Annotated in this window: 19 protein-coding genes; 6 read left to right on the top strand and 13 right to left on the bottom strand. The window is 60.4% G+C overall.

Annotated features, from left to right (window positions below; all coding sequences use genetic code 11):
• Window positions 1-75 precede the first annotated feature (75 nt).
• From motA to C9E91_RS03590, 6 genes are all read left to right on the top strand, one after another.
• Window positions 76-948, top strand: a complete 873-nt coding sequence (motA, locus tag C9E91_RS03615; protein ID WP_107106981.1) for a flagellar motor stator protein MotA — start codon at window positions 76-78, stop codon at window positions 946-948.
• 5 nt (window positions 949-953) lie between these two features.
• On the top strand, window positions 954-1,898 hold the full coding sequence (locus C9E91_RS03610; protein WP_107106980.1) for a FliM/FliN family flagellar motor switch protein: 945 nt from the start codon (window positions 954-956) through the stop codon (window positions 1,896-1,898).
• A 66-nt stretch (window positions 1,899-1,964) separates the two neighbouring features.
• Window positions 1,965-2,501, top strand: coding sequence for a flagellar motor switch protein FliN (gene fliN / locus C9E91_RS03605; protein WP_107106979.1), 537 nt, complete (start codon window positions 1,965-1,967; stop codon window positions 2,499-2,501).
• A 49-nt stretch (window positions 2,502-2,550) separates the two neighbouring features.
• Window positions 2,551-3,594 carry a flagellar motor switch protein FliG gene (fliG, locus tag C9E91_RS03600; protein ID WP_107106978.1) on the top strand — a complete coding sequence of 348 codons (1,044 nt, stop codon included), beginning with the start codon at window positions 2,551-2,553 and terminating at the stop codon, window positions 3,592-3,594.
• A gap of 93 nt (window positions 3,595-3,687) precedes the next feature.
• Window positions 3,688-4,767, top strand: a complete 1,080-nt coding sequence (flhB, locus tag C9E91_RS03595) for a flagellar biosynthesis protein FlhB (protein ID WP_107106977.1) — start codon at window positions 3,688-3,690, stop codon at window positions 4,765-4,767.
• Window positions 4,768-4,772: 5 nt separating this feature from the next.
• The gene (locus C9E91_RS03590) at window positions 4,773-5,210 is read left to right on the top strand and encodes a BspJ family T4SS effector nucleomodulin (protein ID WP_104821987.1); all 438 of its coding nucleotides are present in this window, start codon (window positions 4,773-4,775) and stop codon (window positions 5,208-5,210) included.
• Between the two features lie 225 nt (window positions 5,211-5,435).
• Here C9E91_RS03590 and visR read toward each other — a convergent pair whose 3' ends face one another.
• From visR to C9E91_RS03525, 13 genes are all read right to left on the bottom strand, one after another.
• Window positions 5,436-6,182: a transcriptional regulator VisR gene (visR, locus tag C9E91_RS03585; protein WP_107106976.1), complete on the bottom strand. Its 747-nt coding sequence runs from the start codon at window positions 6,180-6,182 to the stop codon at window positions 5,436-5,438.
• 11 nt (window positions 6,183-6,193) lie between these two features.
• Window positions 6,194-6,931, bottom strand: coding sequence for a transcriptional regulator VisN (gene visN, locus C9E91_RS03580; protein WP_107106975.1), 738 nt, complete (start codon window positions 6,929-6,931; stop codon window positions 6,194-6,196).
• Window positions 6,932-7,471: 540 nt separating this feature from the next.
• Window positions 7,472-9,151, bottom strand: a complete 1,680-nt coding sequence (fliF, locus tag C9E91_RS03575) for a flagellar basal-body MS-ring/collar protein FliF (RefSeq protein ID WP_107106974.1) — start codon at window positions 9,149-9,151, stop codon at window positions 7,472-7,474.
• A 166-nt stretch (window positions 9,152-9,317) separates the two neighbouring features.
• On the bottom strand, window positions 9,318-9,707 hold the full coding sequence (gene cheT / locus C9E91_RS03570) for a chemotaxis protein CheT (protein WP_107106973.1): 390 nt from the start codon (window positions 9,705-9,707) through the stop codon (window positions 9,318-9,320).
• A 17-nt stretch (window positions 9,708-9,724) separates the two neighbouring features.
• Entirely contained in the window at window positions 9,725-10,279 is a 555-nt protein-coding gene (cheD, locus tag C9E91_RS03565) for a chemoreceptor glutamine deamidase CheD (RefSeq protein WP_028751183.1), read from the bottom strand.
• Window positions 10,276-10,665: a response regulator gene (locus C9E91_RS03560; RefSeq protein WP_107106972.1), complete on the bottom strand. Its 390-nt coding sequence runs from the start codon at window positions 10,663-10,665 to the stop codon at window positions 10,276-10,278. Before C9E91_RS03560 ends, cheD begins: the two co-directional genes overlap by 4 nt.
• Window positions 10,665-11,708, bottom strand: coding sequence for a protein-glutamate O-methylesterase CheB (gene cheB, locus C9E91_RS03555; protein ID WP_107106971.1), 1,044 nt, complete (start codon window positions 11,706-11,708; stop codon window positions 10,665-10,667). Before cheB ends, C9E91_RS03560 begins: the two co-directional genes overlap by 1 nt.
• Window positions 11,705-12,613 carry a protein-glutamate O-methyltransferase CheR gene (gene cheR, locus C9E91_RS03550; protein ID WP_107106970.1) on the bottom strand — a complete coding sequence of 303 codons (909 nt, stop codon included), beginning with the start codon at window positions 12,611-12,613 and terminating at the stop codon, window positions 11,705-11,707. The genes cheB and cheR overlap by 4 nt, the downstream gene beginning before the upstream one ends.
• Window positions 12,610-13,077: a chemotaxis protein CheW gene (locus tag C9E91_RS03545; protein ID WP_107106969.1), complete on the bottom strand. Its 468-nt coding sequence runs from the start codon at window positions 13,075-13,077 to the stop codon at window positions 12,610-12,612. The genes cheR and C9E91_RS03545 overlap by 4 nt, the downstream gene beginning before the upstream one ends.
• Before the next feature lie 4 nt (window positions 13,078-13,081).
• The gene (locus tag C9E91_RS03540; RefSeq protein ID WP_107106968.1) at window positions 13,082-15,382 is read right to left on the bottom strand and encodes a chemotaxis protein CheA; all 2,301 of its coding nucleotides are present in this window, start codon (window positions 15,380-15,382) and stop codon (window positions 13,082-13,084) included.
• A 15-nt stretch (window positions 15,383-15,397) separates the two neighbouring features.
• The gene (gene cheY1, locus C9E91_RS03535; protein WP_028751177.1) at window positions 15,398-15,763 is read right to left on the bottom strand and encodes a chemotaxis response regulator CheY1; all 366 of its coding nucleotides are present in this window, start codon (window positions 15,761-15,763) and stop codon (window positions 15,398-15,400) included.
• A complete protein-coding gene (locus C9E91_RS03530) occupies window positions 15,760-16,056 on the bottom strand; it encodes an STAS domain-containing protein (protein WP_107106967.1) in 297 nt (98 codons plus the stop codon). Before C9E91_RS03530 ends, cheY1 begins: the two co-directional genes overlap by 4 nt.
• A gap of 62 nt (window positions 16,057-16,118) precedes the next feature.
• A complete protein-coding gene (locus tag C9E91_RS03525; protein WP_107107054.1) occupies window positions 16,119-17,765 on the bottom strand; it encodes a methyl-accepting chemotaxis protein in 1,647 nt (548 codons plus the stop codon).
• Window positions 17,766-17,944 lie beyond the last annotated feature (179 nt).

Genomic DNA, 17,944 nt, shown 5'->3' with positions numbered 1-17,944 from the left:
TGCACGCCGAACAGCCTCACGCAAGGCAAGTCCCCTACTTGATCTGAGGAAGCAACGTTCAGGTGTGGACTGGCGATGAATATTATTATCGGATTTGTAGTGACCTGCGGCTGCATCATTGGCAGCTTCATGGCGATGGGTGGGCATGTGGACGCGCTGTTCCAGCCCTTCGAATTTGTCATCATCGCGGGCGCGGGCATCGGCGGCTTCATCATGGCCAATCCGATGAAGGTCGTGAAGGATTCCGGCAAGGCGCTGGGCGAAGCCTTCAAGCACTCGGTTCCGAAGGAGCGCAATTATCTGGACACGCTCGGCGTGCTCTATGCGCTGATGCGGGACCTGCGCACCAAGTCGCGCAACGAAATCGAAGCCCACATCGACAACCCGGACGAATCCGTGATCTTCCAGGCCGCCCCGACGGTGCTGAAGAACAAGGAACTGACGGCCTTCATCTGCGACTATGTGCGCCTCATCATCATTGGCAACGCCCGCTCGCATGAGATCGAGGCGCTGATGGACGAAGAGATCAACACCATCCTGCACGACAAGATGAAGCCCTATCACGCCATCACGATCATGGGCGATTCCTTCCCGGCCATCGGTATCGTCGCCGCCGTTCTCGGCGTCATCAAGGCCATGAGCCACATCAACGATTCGCCCGAAGTGCTCGGCCACCTCATCGGCTCGGCACTGGTCGGCACCTTCCTCGGTATTCTCCTTTCCTACTCCGTCTGCGCCCCCCTCGTGTCGCAGATCAAGGTCGTGCGCAGCAAGCAGCATCGCCTCTACGTGATCGTGAAGCAGACGTTGCTCGCCTACATGAACGGCTCCGTACCGCAGGTGGCGCTCGAATATGGCCGTAAGACCATCTCCTCCTACGAACGTCCGTCGATCGACGCCGTCGAGCAGGAAATGATGAACCCCGGCGGTGAGAGCAAGGCGGCCTGACGATCATGAGCCAGGAATCACAAGCCAAGGTACAGACGATGGATCGCGCCCTCTTCGCCAAGCTGACCGGCGGCCTCGGCGACCAGGCAACCATTGGAAAGCTCGCCGCTGCCTTCGGTCAGGTCTACAGCGAATTCCTCCCCGACTTCATCAAGACCGAAAGCGGTCTCGATGTGTCCGTCGCCTATGCCGGCTGCCAGTCGGGATTGATGAACGATCTCATCGCCGGCCTCGGCGGCAACTGCGCGCTTGTGAACGGTTCCCTGCGCAACTGGGCGCCGAAATTCGTTCTCGGCTGCGGCACAGGCTTCATCATGACCATGATGGAGCACTTGCTGGGCGCGCTGCCGGAGACGATCGAAGCGCCCGTCGCGCGGCCGCTTTCGATCATCGAGCTCGACCTTGCCGTCATGGTCTTCGACAAGATCGCCAATGTGCTGCGCTCGGCCGTCAACGCATCCGGTGGTTTCGAACCCAATCTGGACGCGCCGTTTAACGTCGAGAACCGCCCGAAGCCCGCTGCCGACCAGGCTGACGAATTCGCCGCTGCCATCACGATGACGATTGCGCTCGGCAAGACCGTCTCGGAAATCATCGTCATCATCCCGCAGCAGGTTCTGCTGCGCACCGTGGTCAGCGTGCCCAAGGCGAAGAACCCATCCGCGGCGTCGGAAGCATGGACGGAGCAGCTCAGCGAACAGGTGCGTCGCTCGCAGGTGACGCTGGAAGCGCGCATCCGGCTGCAATCGCTGACGCTGAACACGATTTCCAGGCTCGCCGTCGGCGACGTCATTCCCTTCATGGACACGGATGATGTCCGCGTCGAGGTCAGCGCCAACAGCAAGGACCTCTACATCTGCGAATTCGGCCGCTCGGGCGAAAATTATACGGTGCGCGTCAAGGACAATGTGAATTCCGACGACGAGCTTCTTCGACACCTGATGAATTGACCGGCTGGCGGGTGGCCTCTCCACCCACGGCAGCTTGAGGCAAGTTTCAACTGGAATAGTGATTTCATGGTTAGGAAGACGACACAGAAAAGCAGCGAGGAATCGCTGGAAGTTGAAAACAGCGACGCCGCACTGGATGAGGCCATCGACGGCCTGCGCGGCGTGCTGAAGAAAGACACCGACGGCGGCATGCCGGATTTCGATGCCGATGCATTCGGCGCCGAGCCGGGCACGGATCTTTCGGCCTTCGGTGGCGATTTCGGAGACGACAACGCAGGCTCCGCTTTCGGCGGCGGCGATTTCGGCGGTTCCTCCTTCGCCGAACCGGCCGCTCCGGGCAGCGCGCTGACCGCCAATCTCGACCTGATCATGGATATCCCGATCGATGTTCAGATCGTGCTTGGCAGCAGCCGCATGCAGGTCTCCGGCCTGATGAACCTGACCGAAGGCGCGATCATCGCCCTCGACAAGAAGATCGGCGAGCCCGTCGAAATCACCGTCAATGGCCGCAGAATCGGCCGGGGCGAAATTACCGTGCTGGAACATGATGACACCCGCTTCGGTATCAAGCTCATTGAAGTATCGAATACGAAAAAAGCCTGAACCCGGTTCAGAATAAGCCCACTCCCTGTTTGGGACGGAGACGAAGACCATGATGGACTTTGACGATTTCAGCGGTGCGCTCACCGAGAAACCGTTAACTCAGGCTGAAAAGGCCGCAGCCGTTCTTCTTGCCATGGGAAAGCAGGTGGCGGGACGGCTGCTGAAGTATTTCACGCAGCATGAATTGCAGCTTATCATTGCCTCGGCGCAGTCGCTGAGGCTTATTCCGCCGGACGAGCTGGCGCAGCTCGTCGCGGAATTCGAGGATCTCTTCACCGAAGGCGCGGGTCTGATGGACAACGCCAAAGCAATCGAGAGCATCCTCGAGGAGGGCCTGACACCCGACGAGGTCGACAGCCTTCTCGGCCGGCGCACGGCCTTCCAGGCTTACGAGACCTCGATTTGGGACCGCCTCGGCGAGGCGGATCCGACCTTCGTCGCGAAGTTCTTCCTACGTGAGCATCCGCAAACCATCGCCTATGTGCTGTCGATGATGCCGTCCTCTTTCGGCGCCAAGGTTCTGCTGCAACTGCCGGAGGCGCAACGCGCCGACATCATGAACCGCACCGTCAATCTCAAGGATGTCAGCCCGAAAGCGGCTCAGATCATCGAAAACCGCGTGCTGGGGCTGATGGCGGAAATCGATGCCGAACGCAATGCTGCCGGTTCGACGAAGGTGGCGGAGCTGATGAACGAGCTGGACAAGCCCCAGGTCGACACGCTGCTCACCTCGCTGGAAACACTCAACAAGGAATCGGTCGACAAGGTACGCCCGAAGATCTTCCTCTTCGACGACCTCACGCTCATGCCGCAGCCGAGCCGCGTCATGCTGCTCAACGACATCGCGGCCGACATCCTCACCATGGCGCTGCGCGGCTCCTCGGCGGAGATTCGCGAGATCGTGCTCAGCTCGATCAGCCCGCGCCAGCGCCGCATGATCGAATCCGATCTGCAGATGAGCAATACGGGCATCAACCCGCGCGAAATCGCTATCGCGCGGCGCGCGATCGCCCAGGAAGCCATCCGGCTTTCCAACTCCGGCCAGATCGAACTCAAGGCAAAAGACAAGACGCCTGTGGAAGAAGCCGCGTGACCTCAGCGCGACTCACCTAAATCGTCTTAGACTATTCAAAACAAGGCCGTGCATGACGCACGGCCTCTTTCCGTTTCATGAAGGACGGCTGCTTTGGCTGACGAAGACAAGGACAGTAAAACAGAGAAACCGACGGAGAAAAAACTCCGCGACACTATGGAGAAGGGCAATGTCCCTCACTCCAAAGAAGCAACGCTCTTCGCGTCGATGCTTGCAACCGTCATCTACGTCACCTTCTTCCTGCCAGGGCGCATGGGGCGCATGGGCGAGGTGCTGCGCGATCTCTTCGAAAAACCCGATCAGTGGCGGCTCGATACAGGGCCGGACGTCATTTCCCTGTTCATCCGTATCGGCTGGGAAGTCGGCAACCTCTTGCTGCCCGCCGTCGTGCTGTTCTTCGTCTTCGGCATCGGCTCCTCGCTGTTCCAGAACCTGCCGACACCCGTTCTCGACCGCATCCAGCCACAGTTTTCCCGCATATCGCCGGTCGCCGGCTGGAGCCGCATCTTCAGCACATCGGGTTTCGTGGAATTCGGCAAGTCGCTTGCCAAGATCTTCGTGGTCGGCGTCATCATGTTCTTCGTGCTGCGCGGCCAATTCTTCCATGCAATCGATTCGCTGGTTTCCGATCCGCAGACGATCTTTGTGCGGCTGTCGACCATCATCCAGAGAATTCTGACCATCGTGCTGCTGGCAACCGCCATCGTCGCCATCGGCGACGTGCTCTGGACCCGTTTCCATTGGGTCGATCAGTTGAAAATGACGAAGCAGGAGGTCAAGGAAGAATTCAAGCAATCCCAGGGCGACCCGATCGTCAAATCGCGCCAGCGCTCGATTGCCCGCGACCGTGCCCGCCGGCGCATGATGAAGCAGGTGCCGCGCGCCACTTTGGTGATTGCCAACCCGACTCACTTCGCCGTAGCGTTGCGTTATGTGCGCGAGGAAAACGACGCACCCATCGTCGTCGCCAAGGGACAGGACCTCATCGCCCTCAAAATCAGAGAGATTGCCGAGGCAAACGGCATTCCCGTCTTCGAAGATCCGCCACTCGCGCGCTCCATGTTTGCGCAAGTCTCGGTAGATAGTGTCATCCCGTCAGTGTTTTACAAGGCCGTCGCAGAACTGATTCATAGGATCTATGCCGCGCAGTCGAATAGAAAACGGGTACGATAAATCGAATGAAAAAATCCCCCTACTCTGCCCAACGTGAACAAATTCTGGCCGAAGCCATCAGCCCGGTCGCCAGCGAATTGCGGCTCCTCGACGCGGCCGATCTGATTTCGCTGCTGCGCTTCGAGCGCTATGGCAATCTCGCCGACCTCGTGGCTTCGGCGGCTGAGCTTTATTTCCATCCGGGCACTGTCAATTTCGGCCTCGGGGGCGACTACAAGCTCGAATGGGGTGGGCCGGCGGAAGTCACCATCGACCTCGAAATCAAACCGCGCGGCGTCACCGTCTATGCCAAGCTGGCGCTCGCGGAACATCATGCCGGCATCGAGATCAACCACATCGCCTTCGATAAAGCCTCGGCCGATCCGGACGAGAACACCGCGCTCCTCGCCCGCAGCCTGCGGGACGCCCGCTACGCGATCGGCGGAACGACGCGCGCAGCCTGAAGAAGGCTCAAACCATCCCAAATTTCATGATGAATGTCCGCTGAGGTAGCTCAGCATTGGTGCGGTTCGGCCTTTCAAGGAGGCGCAGAACCGCACCATCTTTTTGCTTTTCCAAAATTCCAGGGAAGATCCTGTCCGTTATGGGATCACCTGGCGGCGGATAAGATGCTTTGGATTCAAAAGACCGGAACCGGCCCTTATGCGTCCCCGTGAACGCCCGCCGGCTTAGCTGATATAGCCGAAGCGGATGGCTTTCGCGATTGCCTGAATGCGGTTGACGCTGTCGAGCTTGATCGTCGCCGAACCGAGATAGGCGTTGACGGTATGCACCGACAATCCCAGCTTTTCGGCTATTTCCTCACTGATCCGGCCATCGCCGGCAAGCTGCAGACAGGCGATCTCGCGCTCGCTCAGCGCTTCGGCGGCCGGCGATCGGCGTTCGTCCAGTGACAGGAGATCCATCATGATCTGGCAGCTACGGCCATGCAGCTCGACGATCATATCGCTCGTGAGATCCATGAATTTCGCGGCGAACACGACATAGCCGTTGCCAACCGATCCCAGACGCACCGGAAAAGCGACGCCGGCAAAGGGCAGGAGATGCGGCTTCAGACGCTGCGTGAAAGAGGCAAAGTCGGGCGTCTCGGCCGTGCTGTCGCTATCACGGCCGTTCCACATCAGCGGCAGCAACGACTTTTCGATATGCTCGATCATCGCCTCCCCATAGGCTTCGACGAAGGCCTTATTGACGACGGTGTTGGTCGAGCCCCAGTTTTCCAACTCACAGACCAGGCGCTGCTTGCTCGGCAGGCCGGAGCCGCTAAGGCGATAAACCGCAAAATTCTGCGCGTCGATCAACTTCTGCATCGACACCAGTTTCGGGAAGAGATCAGACCGGCTCGATATCCGATGCGAACGGCCGAGCCTTGCTTCGCTTGGCGTGTCCGTCGTCCTAACCGGCTGATATCGCATTCAATAGGCTTTCAAACGAGGTTGTTTCTGACAGCAAAGGCGATCGCTTCCGATCGCGTCTTGGTCGCGGTCTTGCGCATGACGCTGGTGATATAGTTGTTGATGGTGTTTCTGGAGATGCCGAGGATCATGGCGATCTCGTCGCTCGTCTTGCCCTCTGCAATCCAGAACAAGCATTCAAGCTCACGCTCGGTGAGATCGAAATCACGCTCGGACTTGCCCTCCGCGCAGCGCGTGAAGCTCGCGAAGTAACCCGACAGCAGTCCCACGTCACGCAGCCGCTCGGGCGACAGCAGCAGGCCATCACGGGCAAGCAGCATCAGCGAAAAGCGTGTGCGCCCCACATTGAAGGTCAGCGAGCAATATTGGCGGCTGACGCCTTCCGGCAACTCAACATCGTCAGGCAGGTAAGCAAAATTCGGCTGGAACAGCGACATGCATTTCTCAAGCTCGCCGGTGCGGCCGTAGCCGCTGGTGAGTTCGGAAGCAAGACGCCGGACAAGATCGAAAGGCCAATCGGAGGACACGACGAAATCGAGGCCGCTCTCCTGGATCAGGTCGCAGCGGGCCAGCAGATAATGGGAGGCGCCGACATAGTCGGTGAGCAGACGCAGGCCGGATTGGAGATAGGCCGGGCCGGCAATGGCGCTCAATTGCTGAATGAGCTGATCGCGCGACATCGCATTGGCGGACGCGGCCAATCGCATATCCTTCTCGCCCTTGCTCCCCTGCAATATCTGCATGTCCATTTTTTGCATTTCCTGCCGCTGTCAGGCGCTCAAACGCCAACGAGAGCATTGCTCGGTCTGGACCCGGCACATAAACCTCGAAGATAGCGTCGATCTTCAAAAAGGCGTCTGCGCCAACTCAATTTGCTACTGCATCCATACGAGTCCCTGCGGACGCACGGCGCAGTAAGCGCGCTAATATATAAATTCGGTTTCGGCAAATCGCATTGGCGCGAATCGCTGAAATCATGATCAACTGACTATAGACTGATTTCCCCGCGCACCGGCATCTCCAAAATAGTCTGAATTTACCAAAACACGGATTTTATGATCTGATTCGCGTCGCTTCGACGCAACTACGAATAGATATGATGATTGTAAGTCGATTCCTTCTACCCAGCAACGAAATTTCCGATCAGACCACAGCTTGCAACCACATCCCATCACTCGATTTCGTTATGCTGAATTGAAGCAGATATTTATCAAAACCCAGAGTTTATGCGATCAAGCTGTACTCTTCCGATAACGTGAAAAGACCGGGAGCGTCTCCCGGTCTTTCTATCAGGCGGCGGCGTTGTCGACTGCCCATTTTCTGAGGATCTTGGCGGCGCGTTCCTCGCTGATTTCCACCATGCGCGAGAGGCGGCGTTCCGGCCCTTCCTTGACGCGGCGATTGAAGGTGCCGCCGTCTTCGCCCATCGTCAGCAGATCGTCGGTGCTGTCGAAGCCGAAGTCCGAGCCGAAGCCGTCCATCAGCGCGGCACCCGGTCCGCCGACCGCAGGAGCGAAATCCGGCAGTTCCAGGCCCGCCGCTTCCGGCAGAGCCGCGCCAGCCACACCGCCGCCGAGCGAGCGGATCAGCGGACGGAAGCCCATCCAGACGATGAGGAAGGCAACCGCGACGAAGGCAGCCGAGTTGATGATGCCGGCCATATTGCGGCTCAGCATGCCCATGATGTCGAAGCTCGAGGATGTGTCATCGAGCAACTGGTTGTCGAGGAAGTCCATCGCATTGACGGTCACCACGTCGCCACGGCCAGTGTCCACGCCGGCGGCGGTCGTGACAATCTTCTGCATCTCGGCGATATAGGCGTCGACCTTCGCCTGATCGGCCGGCTGACCGACCATCTGGGCGATGCGACCCTTGTTGACCACAACGGCCACCGAGAGTTTCTCAACCCTGTAGCTGTTGCGGGTCGTCGCCGTCGTCTTGCTGTTGATTTCGTAGTTGGTCTGTTCTTCGCGCTTGTCGGACTGGTCGTTCGATGTCGGCCCGCTGCCGCCGGACTGCGGCGCAGCCTGCGGAATGTTCTGCTCGACGGTTGCCGCCGTATCCGACTGGCGCTGCTGCGACTTCTGCGCTTCCTTGGTGGTACGGACCGAGCGCTCGACCTTCGATTCCGGATCGTAGGTAGTTTCCTGCACCTGCTGGCTGTCGGTATTGAGCTGCGCCGTCACGCTGGAGCGGAAATTGTCCATGCCGAGGAAGGGAGCGAGCGCCTTGTTGATATTCGATTCGACCTCGTCCTGGACGTTCTGCACGATGCCGAGATTGCGGTTCAGCGCGCCATTGCTCGGATCGTCGCCAGAGGCGAGCAATTGGCCGGTGGAATCGAGAATCGTGACGTCGTCGACCTCAAGGCCGGGAACGGCAGAGGCAACGAGATGGCGGATGGCCTGGGCCGACTTGCGCGCCGATTCGGCGTTCGCTCGGATCATGACGGAAGCCGTCGGCTTCTGGTCCGCCTTACGGAAGTTGCCGACATCCTGCATGACGATGTGGACGCGTGCTGCGCTAATGCCCGTGATCGAGGTGATCGTGCGGGAGATTTCGCCTTCGAGCGCACGGACGCGGGTCACTTCCTGCATGAAGGAGGTCAGGCCGAGAGAGCCGACATTGTCGAAGAGTTCATAGCCGGCATTGGTGCTGTTCGGCAGGCCGCGCTCGGCGAGAAGCAAACGCGCCTTGCCGGTCATGCCAGCCGGCACGGTCAAGCTGGTGCCGTCCGTGCCCACCTGGAAACCGATATTGGCTTCGGCAAGCGCGATGCTGATCTGGTTCAGATCGGTCGCGTCCAGGCCCACATAGAGCGTTTCCTGGGCGGGTTTATTGACGTAGAGGGCTGCAAACAGAATCAGCGCCATGGAAACGACGCCGACGCCCGCCATGATCAGCAGGCGTGTCCTCCCCAGGTTCTGCAGATTCCTGAACAAGGGAACTAATTGATTTAACAGATTCATTCTGTTCTCGCACGATTCGTCAAAGACCTTGATGGCTTTGTGCCCTGCAGCGAAGATAGAAATCGAAACTTGTGCGAGCGTTTCGTCCGGGCCGGAAAAAATGAAAACGTCTAAAAATTTATCCGAGATAATATAGGAAAAACAATATCAGGCGCGGCGCTTCCGATCAGAAGAAATCGAAGTCGCCGGCGGCCTTGGCCAAGGGTTGCGAATGTCCGTGGCGACCGGCGCCGCCGAGAGCCTTCTGCATTTCGGCGAGCTTGACCAGGCTCAGCGCGGTAGCAACATCGACCATCCAGCCCTCCGGCATGCCGCCGGTGATGGTGTCGATGAACTCGGCAATGCCCCGCGTCTTCTGCACAGCGAGATCGATGCCCTGCATGACCTTCATCGAGTCTGGCGAATCCAGCACGTTGACGCCGCCGAGATCGAGCAGTTGCGGTTCGATGCGTTCGATCAGATAGGCGACATCGTGCAATTCCGAGACGATGCGCATGAGGATGGCGGGGAGCGCCTCCTGCATGTCGGATACTTCGGCACGCGGGATCGTGGTCATCAGGTAGTCCTCGTTGATCAGAAAAATTCGATCGTGTTGTCGACCGGCTTCGGGGCTGCAACGGGGCGCTGTTCCAGAGCCACGGTCTTCTGCGTTTCGGCGCCGGTCAACGGGTATTGCCGGGCACGGCCGGAGATCGGCCAATATTCGATCTTGCGTCCATGCTCGCCGCCTGTGCTGGAGCCAACCACCGGAATGCCTTCGTCCCTCAGGAACTGCATGGCGAAGGCGGCATTCTGTTCGCCGACATTAGAGAAAGTGGCAATCGTCTTCGCACCGCCAAAGACCTTGGCTTCCAGCCGGTCACGACGCGCGCCCTGCTTCAGGAGACCGTTGATCAGAAGCTCCATCAGATGCACGCCGTAACGCGTCGCGTCGCCACCACTCGTCGGCGAAGCGGCCGTTCCCGGCAGCAGGAAATGGTTCATGCCGCCGACGCCCGCGATCGGATCACGCAAGCACGCCGCCACACACGAGCCGAGAATGGTCGACAGCACCACGTCCGGATCGTTGATGACCTTGTACTCGCCCTGAATGATGTGCACGCGACGGGCAGCACCCTCAACGATCATTTCAATGCTCCGAACACGGCCTCGATAGCCGCTTTCATCTTTTCAATGGTGAAGGGCTTGGCGAGAACGTTGTTGGCGCCGAGCTGGGCGGCCTTCTGCACCAGCGCACGGTCGCCCTGCGCCGTGAGGATGATGAAGGCCGCTTTCTTCGTCGTTGGATTGGTGCGCACGGCCTGCAGCAGGCCGAGACCATCCATCTTCGGCATGTTGAAGTCGGAGATCACCAGATGATGCGGCTGCTGCTCCATGATCTTCATGCCCTGCTCGCCGTCACCGGCAGAGGTAATTTGCTTGAAGCCCAGTTGCGTCAGCGCATCGCTCAACAACAGACGGCTGGTGACCTGGTCGTCGACGATCAGAACTTTGATCTTCTCCGCTATAGACATTATTCGCTTCCTTCCTTACGGGCGGCTGTTACTTTCAATATTTCCTCGCCAATGGCGTTCAGCGGAACCTGCTGTTCGACTGCACCGAGTTCGAACGCGACCCTCGGCATTCCGTAGACCACGCAGGTCTTTTCGTTCTGGCCGATCGTGCGAGCGCCGGCATGGCGCATCTTGAGAAGACCGGCGGCGCCATCGCGTCCCATGCCAGTCAGGATCACGCCGACCGCGTTGCGGCCGGCGAGCTCGGCGACCGAATCGAAGAGCACATCGACAGAAGGACGATGGCCGTTGACAGGCCCGCGATCGACCAAGCGGCAATGGGGCGCCGATGCGTTGGCGACCTGCAAGTGTCGATCGCCGCCGGGCGCCAGGTAGATCTTGCCGATTTCCAGCCGCGCGCCATCGGTCGCCTCCTGCACCACGGGTGCGCAGAGGCGGTTGAGCCGTTCAGCAAAGCTTCGGGTAAAGGTTGGCGGCATGTGTTGGGTAATGACCGTCGGCGGGCAATTGGCCGGGAATTTCTGCAGGACCGCGATCAGTGCTTCGACGCCGCCGGTGGACGAACCAATCGCAACGATCTTGCGACCGACGCGGAAATCCGCGACCGCTGGGGGCGGAGCATGCTCGGCGGCGGGCTTGCTATATTGCCGCTGCGAACGAGCGGCCGCCTTCACCTTTTCCGCCAGATCGCCGAAAGGACGCGGCTCGCCCGGAGCAGGCTTGCCGACGCAATCGAACGCGCCGATTTCAAGGGCTGCTAGGGTCGCCTCGGCACCACGATGCGTCATGGTCGAGACCATGATGACCGGCATGGGCCGCAGCGTCATGATCTTTTCGAGAAAATCGAGGCCGTTCATGTTCGGCATCTCGATATCGAGCGTCACGACATCGGGATTGAGCGCCTTGATCGCCGCACGCGCTTCCATTGCATCGCCGGCCTGGCCGATGACATCGACCTCCGGATCGGAGCGCAGAACAGCGGTGATCAGGCCACGCATCGTGGCAGAGTCGTCAACGACAAGAACACGGGCGGGGGCGCTCATGCTTTCCTCCCGTTTGAATTGGCAAGACGGCGGTAGGTGGTGATGCCGATATTGTCGAAGATGTGCTTGGCTTCACCCGACACGCGCTCGGAATGGCCGATGTAGAGGTGGCCGTTCTCCGGCAGCAGGCCGGCGAAGCGCGACCAGATCTTCGTCTGCGTCGGTTCGTCGAAATAGATGACGACGTTGCGGCAGAAGATAACATCGAACATGCCCTTGAACGGCCATTGTGCCATCAGGTTCAGCTCGTTGAAGGTGATCAGCCGCTTGACGCGATCGTCGATCTGGAACTTGCGGCGGCCCTGGATGTTGACTTCCTGGAACCATTGCTTGCGCATGACGGGCGAAACCGTTTCGAGCGACGTCTCGTCATAGGCGCCCGCACGGGCAAGGCCGAGGATCTTCGGATCGATATCGGTCGCCAGAATCTTAAAATCGAAATCGGCGGCGTTCGGCAACAGCGACAGAACTGTGAGCGCTATGGAATAGGGCTCCTGCCCGTCGGAACAGGCTGCCGACCAGATGCGAACGCGACCACCGCTTTTGGCGCGGGCCAGAAGGCCGGGGAGAACCTCGTCGCGCAGATGATCGAAATGATGATTCTCGCGGAAGAAGCGGGTGAAATTCGTCGTCAGATGCGACAGCATCTCGCGCCGTGCCGCTGCCCCCGCCGGCGAGGCGACCAGCACGCAATAATCGCGAAAGCCCGGCAGGCCCAGTGCGCGGATATGCTTCGACAGCCGCGAATAGACCAGCGAGGCTTTGGTCTCGTTGAGAGAAATTCCGGCGTCCGAATAGATCATGGCGGCAATTTCGGAAAGATCGCGCCGCGTTAGCGGATATTCGCCGCTGGCCAGCACCTCGTCCGGGGAAGCCCTGAAATCTGTTGCTCCCATCATACTCATGCAGCTTCGCTTTCGCTGTCCGGGAACAGTGTTTCGAGTTCGATAAGGCAGATCATACGGCGGTCGATCGCCAGAATGCCGCGTGCAAACTGCCGCTCATAGTCGGAAGAAATTTCCGGCGTCGGCTGAATATTGTCGTCGGTCACCGTCAGAATATCGGACACGGCGTCGACCAGCAGGCCGACGACCTTGCGCTTGACCTGCGCCACGATAATCACATGGCGTGCGGTCGGCTCGGCGCGCTTCATGCCGAGGCGGGCCGAGAGATCGACGATCGGCAAGACGGCGCCGCGCAGGTTGATAATGCCAAGGACATGGGCCGGCGAATGCGGCATGGCCGTCGCCGGCGTCCAGCCGCGGATTTCACGAACCGACATGATATCGACGCAGAATTCCTGATCGCCGATGCGGAAGGCGATCAGCTCACGGGCACCCTGGGTCATGTTCTTGACGGCGTATGACATAGGCCTAACCCGCTGCTGCGTACGACATCTCGGCCTTCAGCGACTGCCCGCGGGAGGCGCCGACTACAGCATCAACGTCGAGGATGAGAGCGACGCGCCCATCGCCAAGGATGGTCGCAGCGGCGATGCCGGGCACATGCGTGTAGTTCGCTTCGAGGCTCTTGATGACGACCTGGCGCTGGCCCTGGATGGCATCGACCATCAGAGCGCGCTGGCCGCCGCCTTCCGATTCCACAAGCAGCGCGACACCGTCGACCGGATTGGCCTGCGTGGCGCGGAAGTTCAGGATGCGGCCGACATCGACCAGCGGGCAGAAGCTGTTGCGGATCGAGATCAGGCGGTGGTTGGCGCCGAAGGAATGGATCGCGGCGGCTTCCGGCTGCAGGGTCTCGACGATGGCGGTGAGTGGCACGACCAGCGTCTGGCCGGCCACCGTCACCACCATGCCGTCGAGGACGGCCAGCGTCAGCGGCAGGCTCATGGTGAAGACCGAGCCATGTCCCGGCTTGGAGCTGATATTGATGCGGCCACCGAGCGCCTGGATCGAGCGCTTGACGACGTCCATGCCGACGCCGCGGCCGGAAATGTCGGAGATCTTATCGGCCGTCGAGAAGCCCGGCAGGAAGATCAGGTTGTCGATCTCCTCGTCCGAGAGGTTGGCATCGGCAGGGATGAGATCGTTGTCGATCGCCTTCTGACGCACCTTCTCGCGGTTGATGCCGGCGCCGTCGTCGGCGAGTTCGATCAGGATGCGGCCGGACCGGTGCTTTGCCGTCAGGCGAACCGTGCCTTCCGGGTTCTTGCCGAGCGCCGTGCGCTTTTCCGGGGTTTCGACACCGTGGTCGACGGCGTTGCGGATCATGTGGGTGAGCGGCTCGGCCAGCTTATCGATGACCGTCTTGTCGACTTCGGTGTTTTCACCCTCGGTGATCAGGCGGATCGACTTGCCGGTCATGTCGGCGATTTCACGGACGATACGCGACATGCGCTGGAAGACCGGCTTCACCGGCTGCGCGCGGATCGCCATGACGCTGTCCTGGATCTCGCGGGTGAGCTGCTGCAGCTCTTCGAGGCCCATGTTGATCGAGGATGCGCCATTGTTGTCATTCTCGATGACGCTCTGCGACAGCATCGCCTGGTTGATGACAAGCTCGCCGACGAGGTTGATCAGACGGTCGACACGGTCGAGATCGACGCGGATGGTCTGACCGGCGGCGGCGGCATTGTTCTGCGCGGCAGCATTGGCAGCGGCAGCAGCGGCGGCTGCCGCTGCTTCCTTCTTTTCGACACGAGCTGCAGCAGAGGCAAGCTGCGTGACATTGCTTGCCGTTTCGGCGGCTGCAACGGCGGCGGCGGCATCGCTTTTCGGCTGCGGCGCTTCGGCGGTTTCCACAGCCGGCTCATCGCTGTCGAGAACGGAGAGATCGAAGGGCACGGGGACCATCGGCAATTCTTCATCGGTACCAGCAGCGGCGTCTTCGACCAGCCGGATATCGAGCTCGCAATCCCATTCGGCAAATTCGAAGACGGTGCGGATGGCGTCTTCACCCTTGTCCGTCTTGATCGAGATCGTCCACTTGAAGTAGGCGCCTTCGGGATCAAGCTGATCGAGGCCCGGCAGGGCGTCCGTGTTGCAATGGATGCTCATCTCGCCGACGCGCGAGAGATCGCGCAGCAGCAGCGTGGCGTCGTTGCCTTTGGCGTAGAGATCGGAGCGCGGCTTGAAGCTGACTTCGTATTCCGGCATGCCCGCAGACGCTTCGTCGCCACCGAAATCATCGTCGAAGCTGAAGGGGATCGGCTGAAAACCGCTGTCATCCGTGGGAGCGGGCGCGGCTTTGACGGGGGTCGGAGCTGGGGCGAGTGCAGCGGCCTTTGCCGGCTTCGGCGCGGCTTCGGCGGCTGCCGATGCCGAGGGCAATTCGCCGTGGGCCAAAGCTTCCAGTTCCTTGACCAGGCCCCTGCTGCGGGCCTGATCGACACTGCCGCCATCGCGGGCGGCGTTGGTCAGGTCCGCCAGAACGTCGGCGGCCTTGAGCATGACCTTCAGGACATCCTGGGTCGGCTCCAGCTTGTTGGATCGAACACAATCGAGCGTCGTCTCGAAGACGTGGGCAAAGGCGACAAGGTCATCCAGACCGAAGGCCCCTGCCCCACCCTTGATGGAATGAACGGCACGGAAGACGGCGTTGACGGTTTCCGGATCCCGGTCGCCATCATTCATTTTCAGGAGACCGGATTCCAGTTCGGCGAGCTGCTCCTCGCACTCCTGGAAGAAAATCTCTTTGATTTCGTTCATATCCATAGGAACAGATCCTGTTTAAGCGGTTACACGCTCGATGGCATCGATCAGTTTGGCGGGATCGAAGGGCTTGACGATCCAGCCCGTCGCACCGGCCTGACGGGCACGGTTCTTCTTTTCGGCGTCGCTTTCGGTCGTCAGCACCAGGATCGGGATGGCCCGGTACTTGTCGTTGCGGCGCACGCCCTCGATGAAGCCGAAGCCATCAAGGCGCGGCATGTTGATGTCCGTGACGATGACGTCGGGATTGGCTTCTTCCAAAACCTCGAGACCCTCGACTCCGTCTTCGGCCTGGATGGTCTCGAAGCCGGCGTTGTTGAGGGTGACGAGAAGCATGTTTCGAATGGTCCGTGAATCATCCACGGTCAGCACTTTTTTCTTCATTGCCGGATCTCCTTGGCAAGCAGGTGATCGATGTCGACGCCGATCAACTGCATCGTTTTTTGAAATGCGTCCGACACCTTCGAAAAGGTGAAGGACAGCTTGTCTTCATTCCAAGTCTTGGCGGCGGCCATGATGACCTGGACGCACAAGGCCCCGATCCTCTCGACGCCGGACGCATCGATCACGACATTGCTGCCGCGCAGTCCCACCAACTTGCCGCGAAGCGTCGAGGCTTCGTTGAGGTCCAGCACCGCGGCCAGACTGATTGTCTTTTCGCCCTTCCTGCTCGGCATCGCTTTATTCCTTGTTGCCTAAAATCGGGTCCCACAGCCCGCATGCGCATAAAATAGAGATGTCAGTATGCATTCCGTTCGCCCCCGAACCCGGCCCTGCGAAGCGGAAAATCGAATTCGGCGGCACTCCCCTCGTCACGCCCGGCAAGCCCTTCGTCGCGCTGAGCGATCGGCAAGCGTTGCGGGGCATTCACCGGGCGCGGCACCGCCGCATGGCGACGCTCGCGCTCCAGGCGGAATTCGCGGATCGTCTGGCCAAGTTCCAGGATGACGGTATGAAGATGATCGGCGCCCTCATTCGAGCGACGGGCAAGGCTTTCGGTGGCAGCGGCGCGTTCGCCGAAGCCGCCGATATCCGTCGTCACTGTGCGCAAGCCGGCTGCCTGTTCATCGGTGGCGGCGGCGATGCCGGAAATAGCATCGTTGATATCGGTCACCTGACGGACGATGCCGCCGATCGCTTCCTGCGTGCGGCCGACCATCTGCACGCCGGCATCGACCTGCGCCTTGGTGCCCGTCACCAGCACCTTGATCTCGCGAGCCGCATCGGCGGAGCGTTGGGCAAGCGCGCGGACTTCCTGCGCGACGACGGCAAAGCCGCGGCCGCTATCGCCGGCGCGCGCGGCTTCGATACCGGCGTTGAGCGCCAGCAAATTGGTCTGGAAAGCGATCTCGTCAATGACGCCGATGATCTGGCCGATCTTTTCCGCCGACGTCTCGATATCGGCCATGGCGGAAATCGCCTGGCCGACGACCCGGCCGCTGTCTTCGGCAGCAACACGGGTGGAGGCGGCGGCGCGCTCGGCCGACCGAGTGGTCGCGGCATTGCTGCGAACCTGATCGGCCAGTTCGGCGAGCTGCCTTGCCGACAAGGCAAGCCCTTGGGATTGCTCCATGGAATTTTGAGCGAGGGAACGGGAATCGCGTGCGAGCGCATCCGTCGCCGCATCGGCGGCCTGCACCCTGCCGGACAGTGCCGCAAATTGCTCCTGGATGTCGTCCAGAGCGGCATTCAGCGTCTGCGCCAGTTCTGCATAGGCTTCTGGACCATCAGCAGGCAGGCGGGCGGTCAGATCGCGTTCCGCAAGGCTGCGAATGACATCGGCAAAGAGTCCGGCAGCTTCGGCATGATCGGAGCTACGCTGTTCGGCAAGCGCCCGCTGATGGTTGAGCCGCAGCTCGTTGAAACGCAGCGACACGGCGATTTCGACATCAACCATGACGAGGCGGACGGCAGCCGTGATCAGTTCGCTCAGCTCACGGGCGCGGCGCTTGGTGCCGGGCAGGATGGCGCGGCCGCCCATCTCCTCGACGATCCCAGAGAGAAGATGCTCCAGCACCACGCCGTGACCGGCGACGTGCCAGCGCGGGTCGAGCCCCATCTTGCTTTCGGTATCGGAGAGAACCTTGACGCGCTCGGCATAGAGGCTGTCAAAACGGGCATCCGTCAACACGCCCCAGTGCGAGGATTGCAGGTCCTGCAGCCGTTCGAGCTGGCTTTCACTGTTAAAATTACGGGAGGCGTCCGGAAAAGTCTGGAGGCGGTGGAAGAGATCGCGCAGGCCGGCTTTCAGATGCGCGTCGAACATCGGCCGGTTGCGGCGCACGATTTCGCATTGCTCGGCATCGAGACCAGCAAAACGCAAACGGTCGCGAAGGCTGCCCGCCTGCGCCCGTCCTGCCTGATCTGATGGCGAATCCTGCGCCAAAATCGTCCCCACCGAACTGCCGGGCGTAGAAACGCCGGCGAAACCACTGAATGATCCGGTTCAGACGCGATGAAGAGACGAGGACAGGTGCACGCCGCCTCCGGTTTATTGACCGGGACGCTGAAGCTCGCTCGTTCATCAAGGCCTGTTCGGACCGTTTGATGACATTGATACCGGAT

Source organism: Rhizobium sp. SEMIA4064, from assembly GCF_003025035.1.
GTDB lineage: Bacteria > Pseudomonadota > Alphaproteobacteria > Rhizobiales > Rhizobiaceae > Rhizobium > Rhizobium paranaense.
The sequence above is the reverse complement of the archived record's forward strand: the minus strand, read 5'-3'. Positions and strand labels throughout refer to the sequence as shown.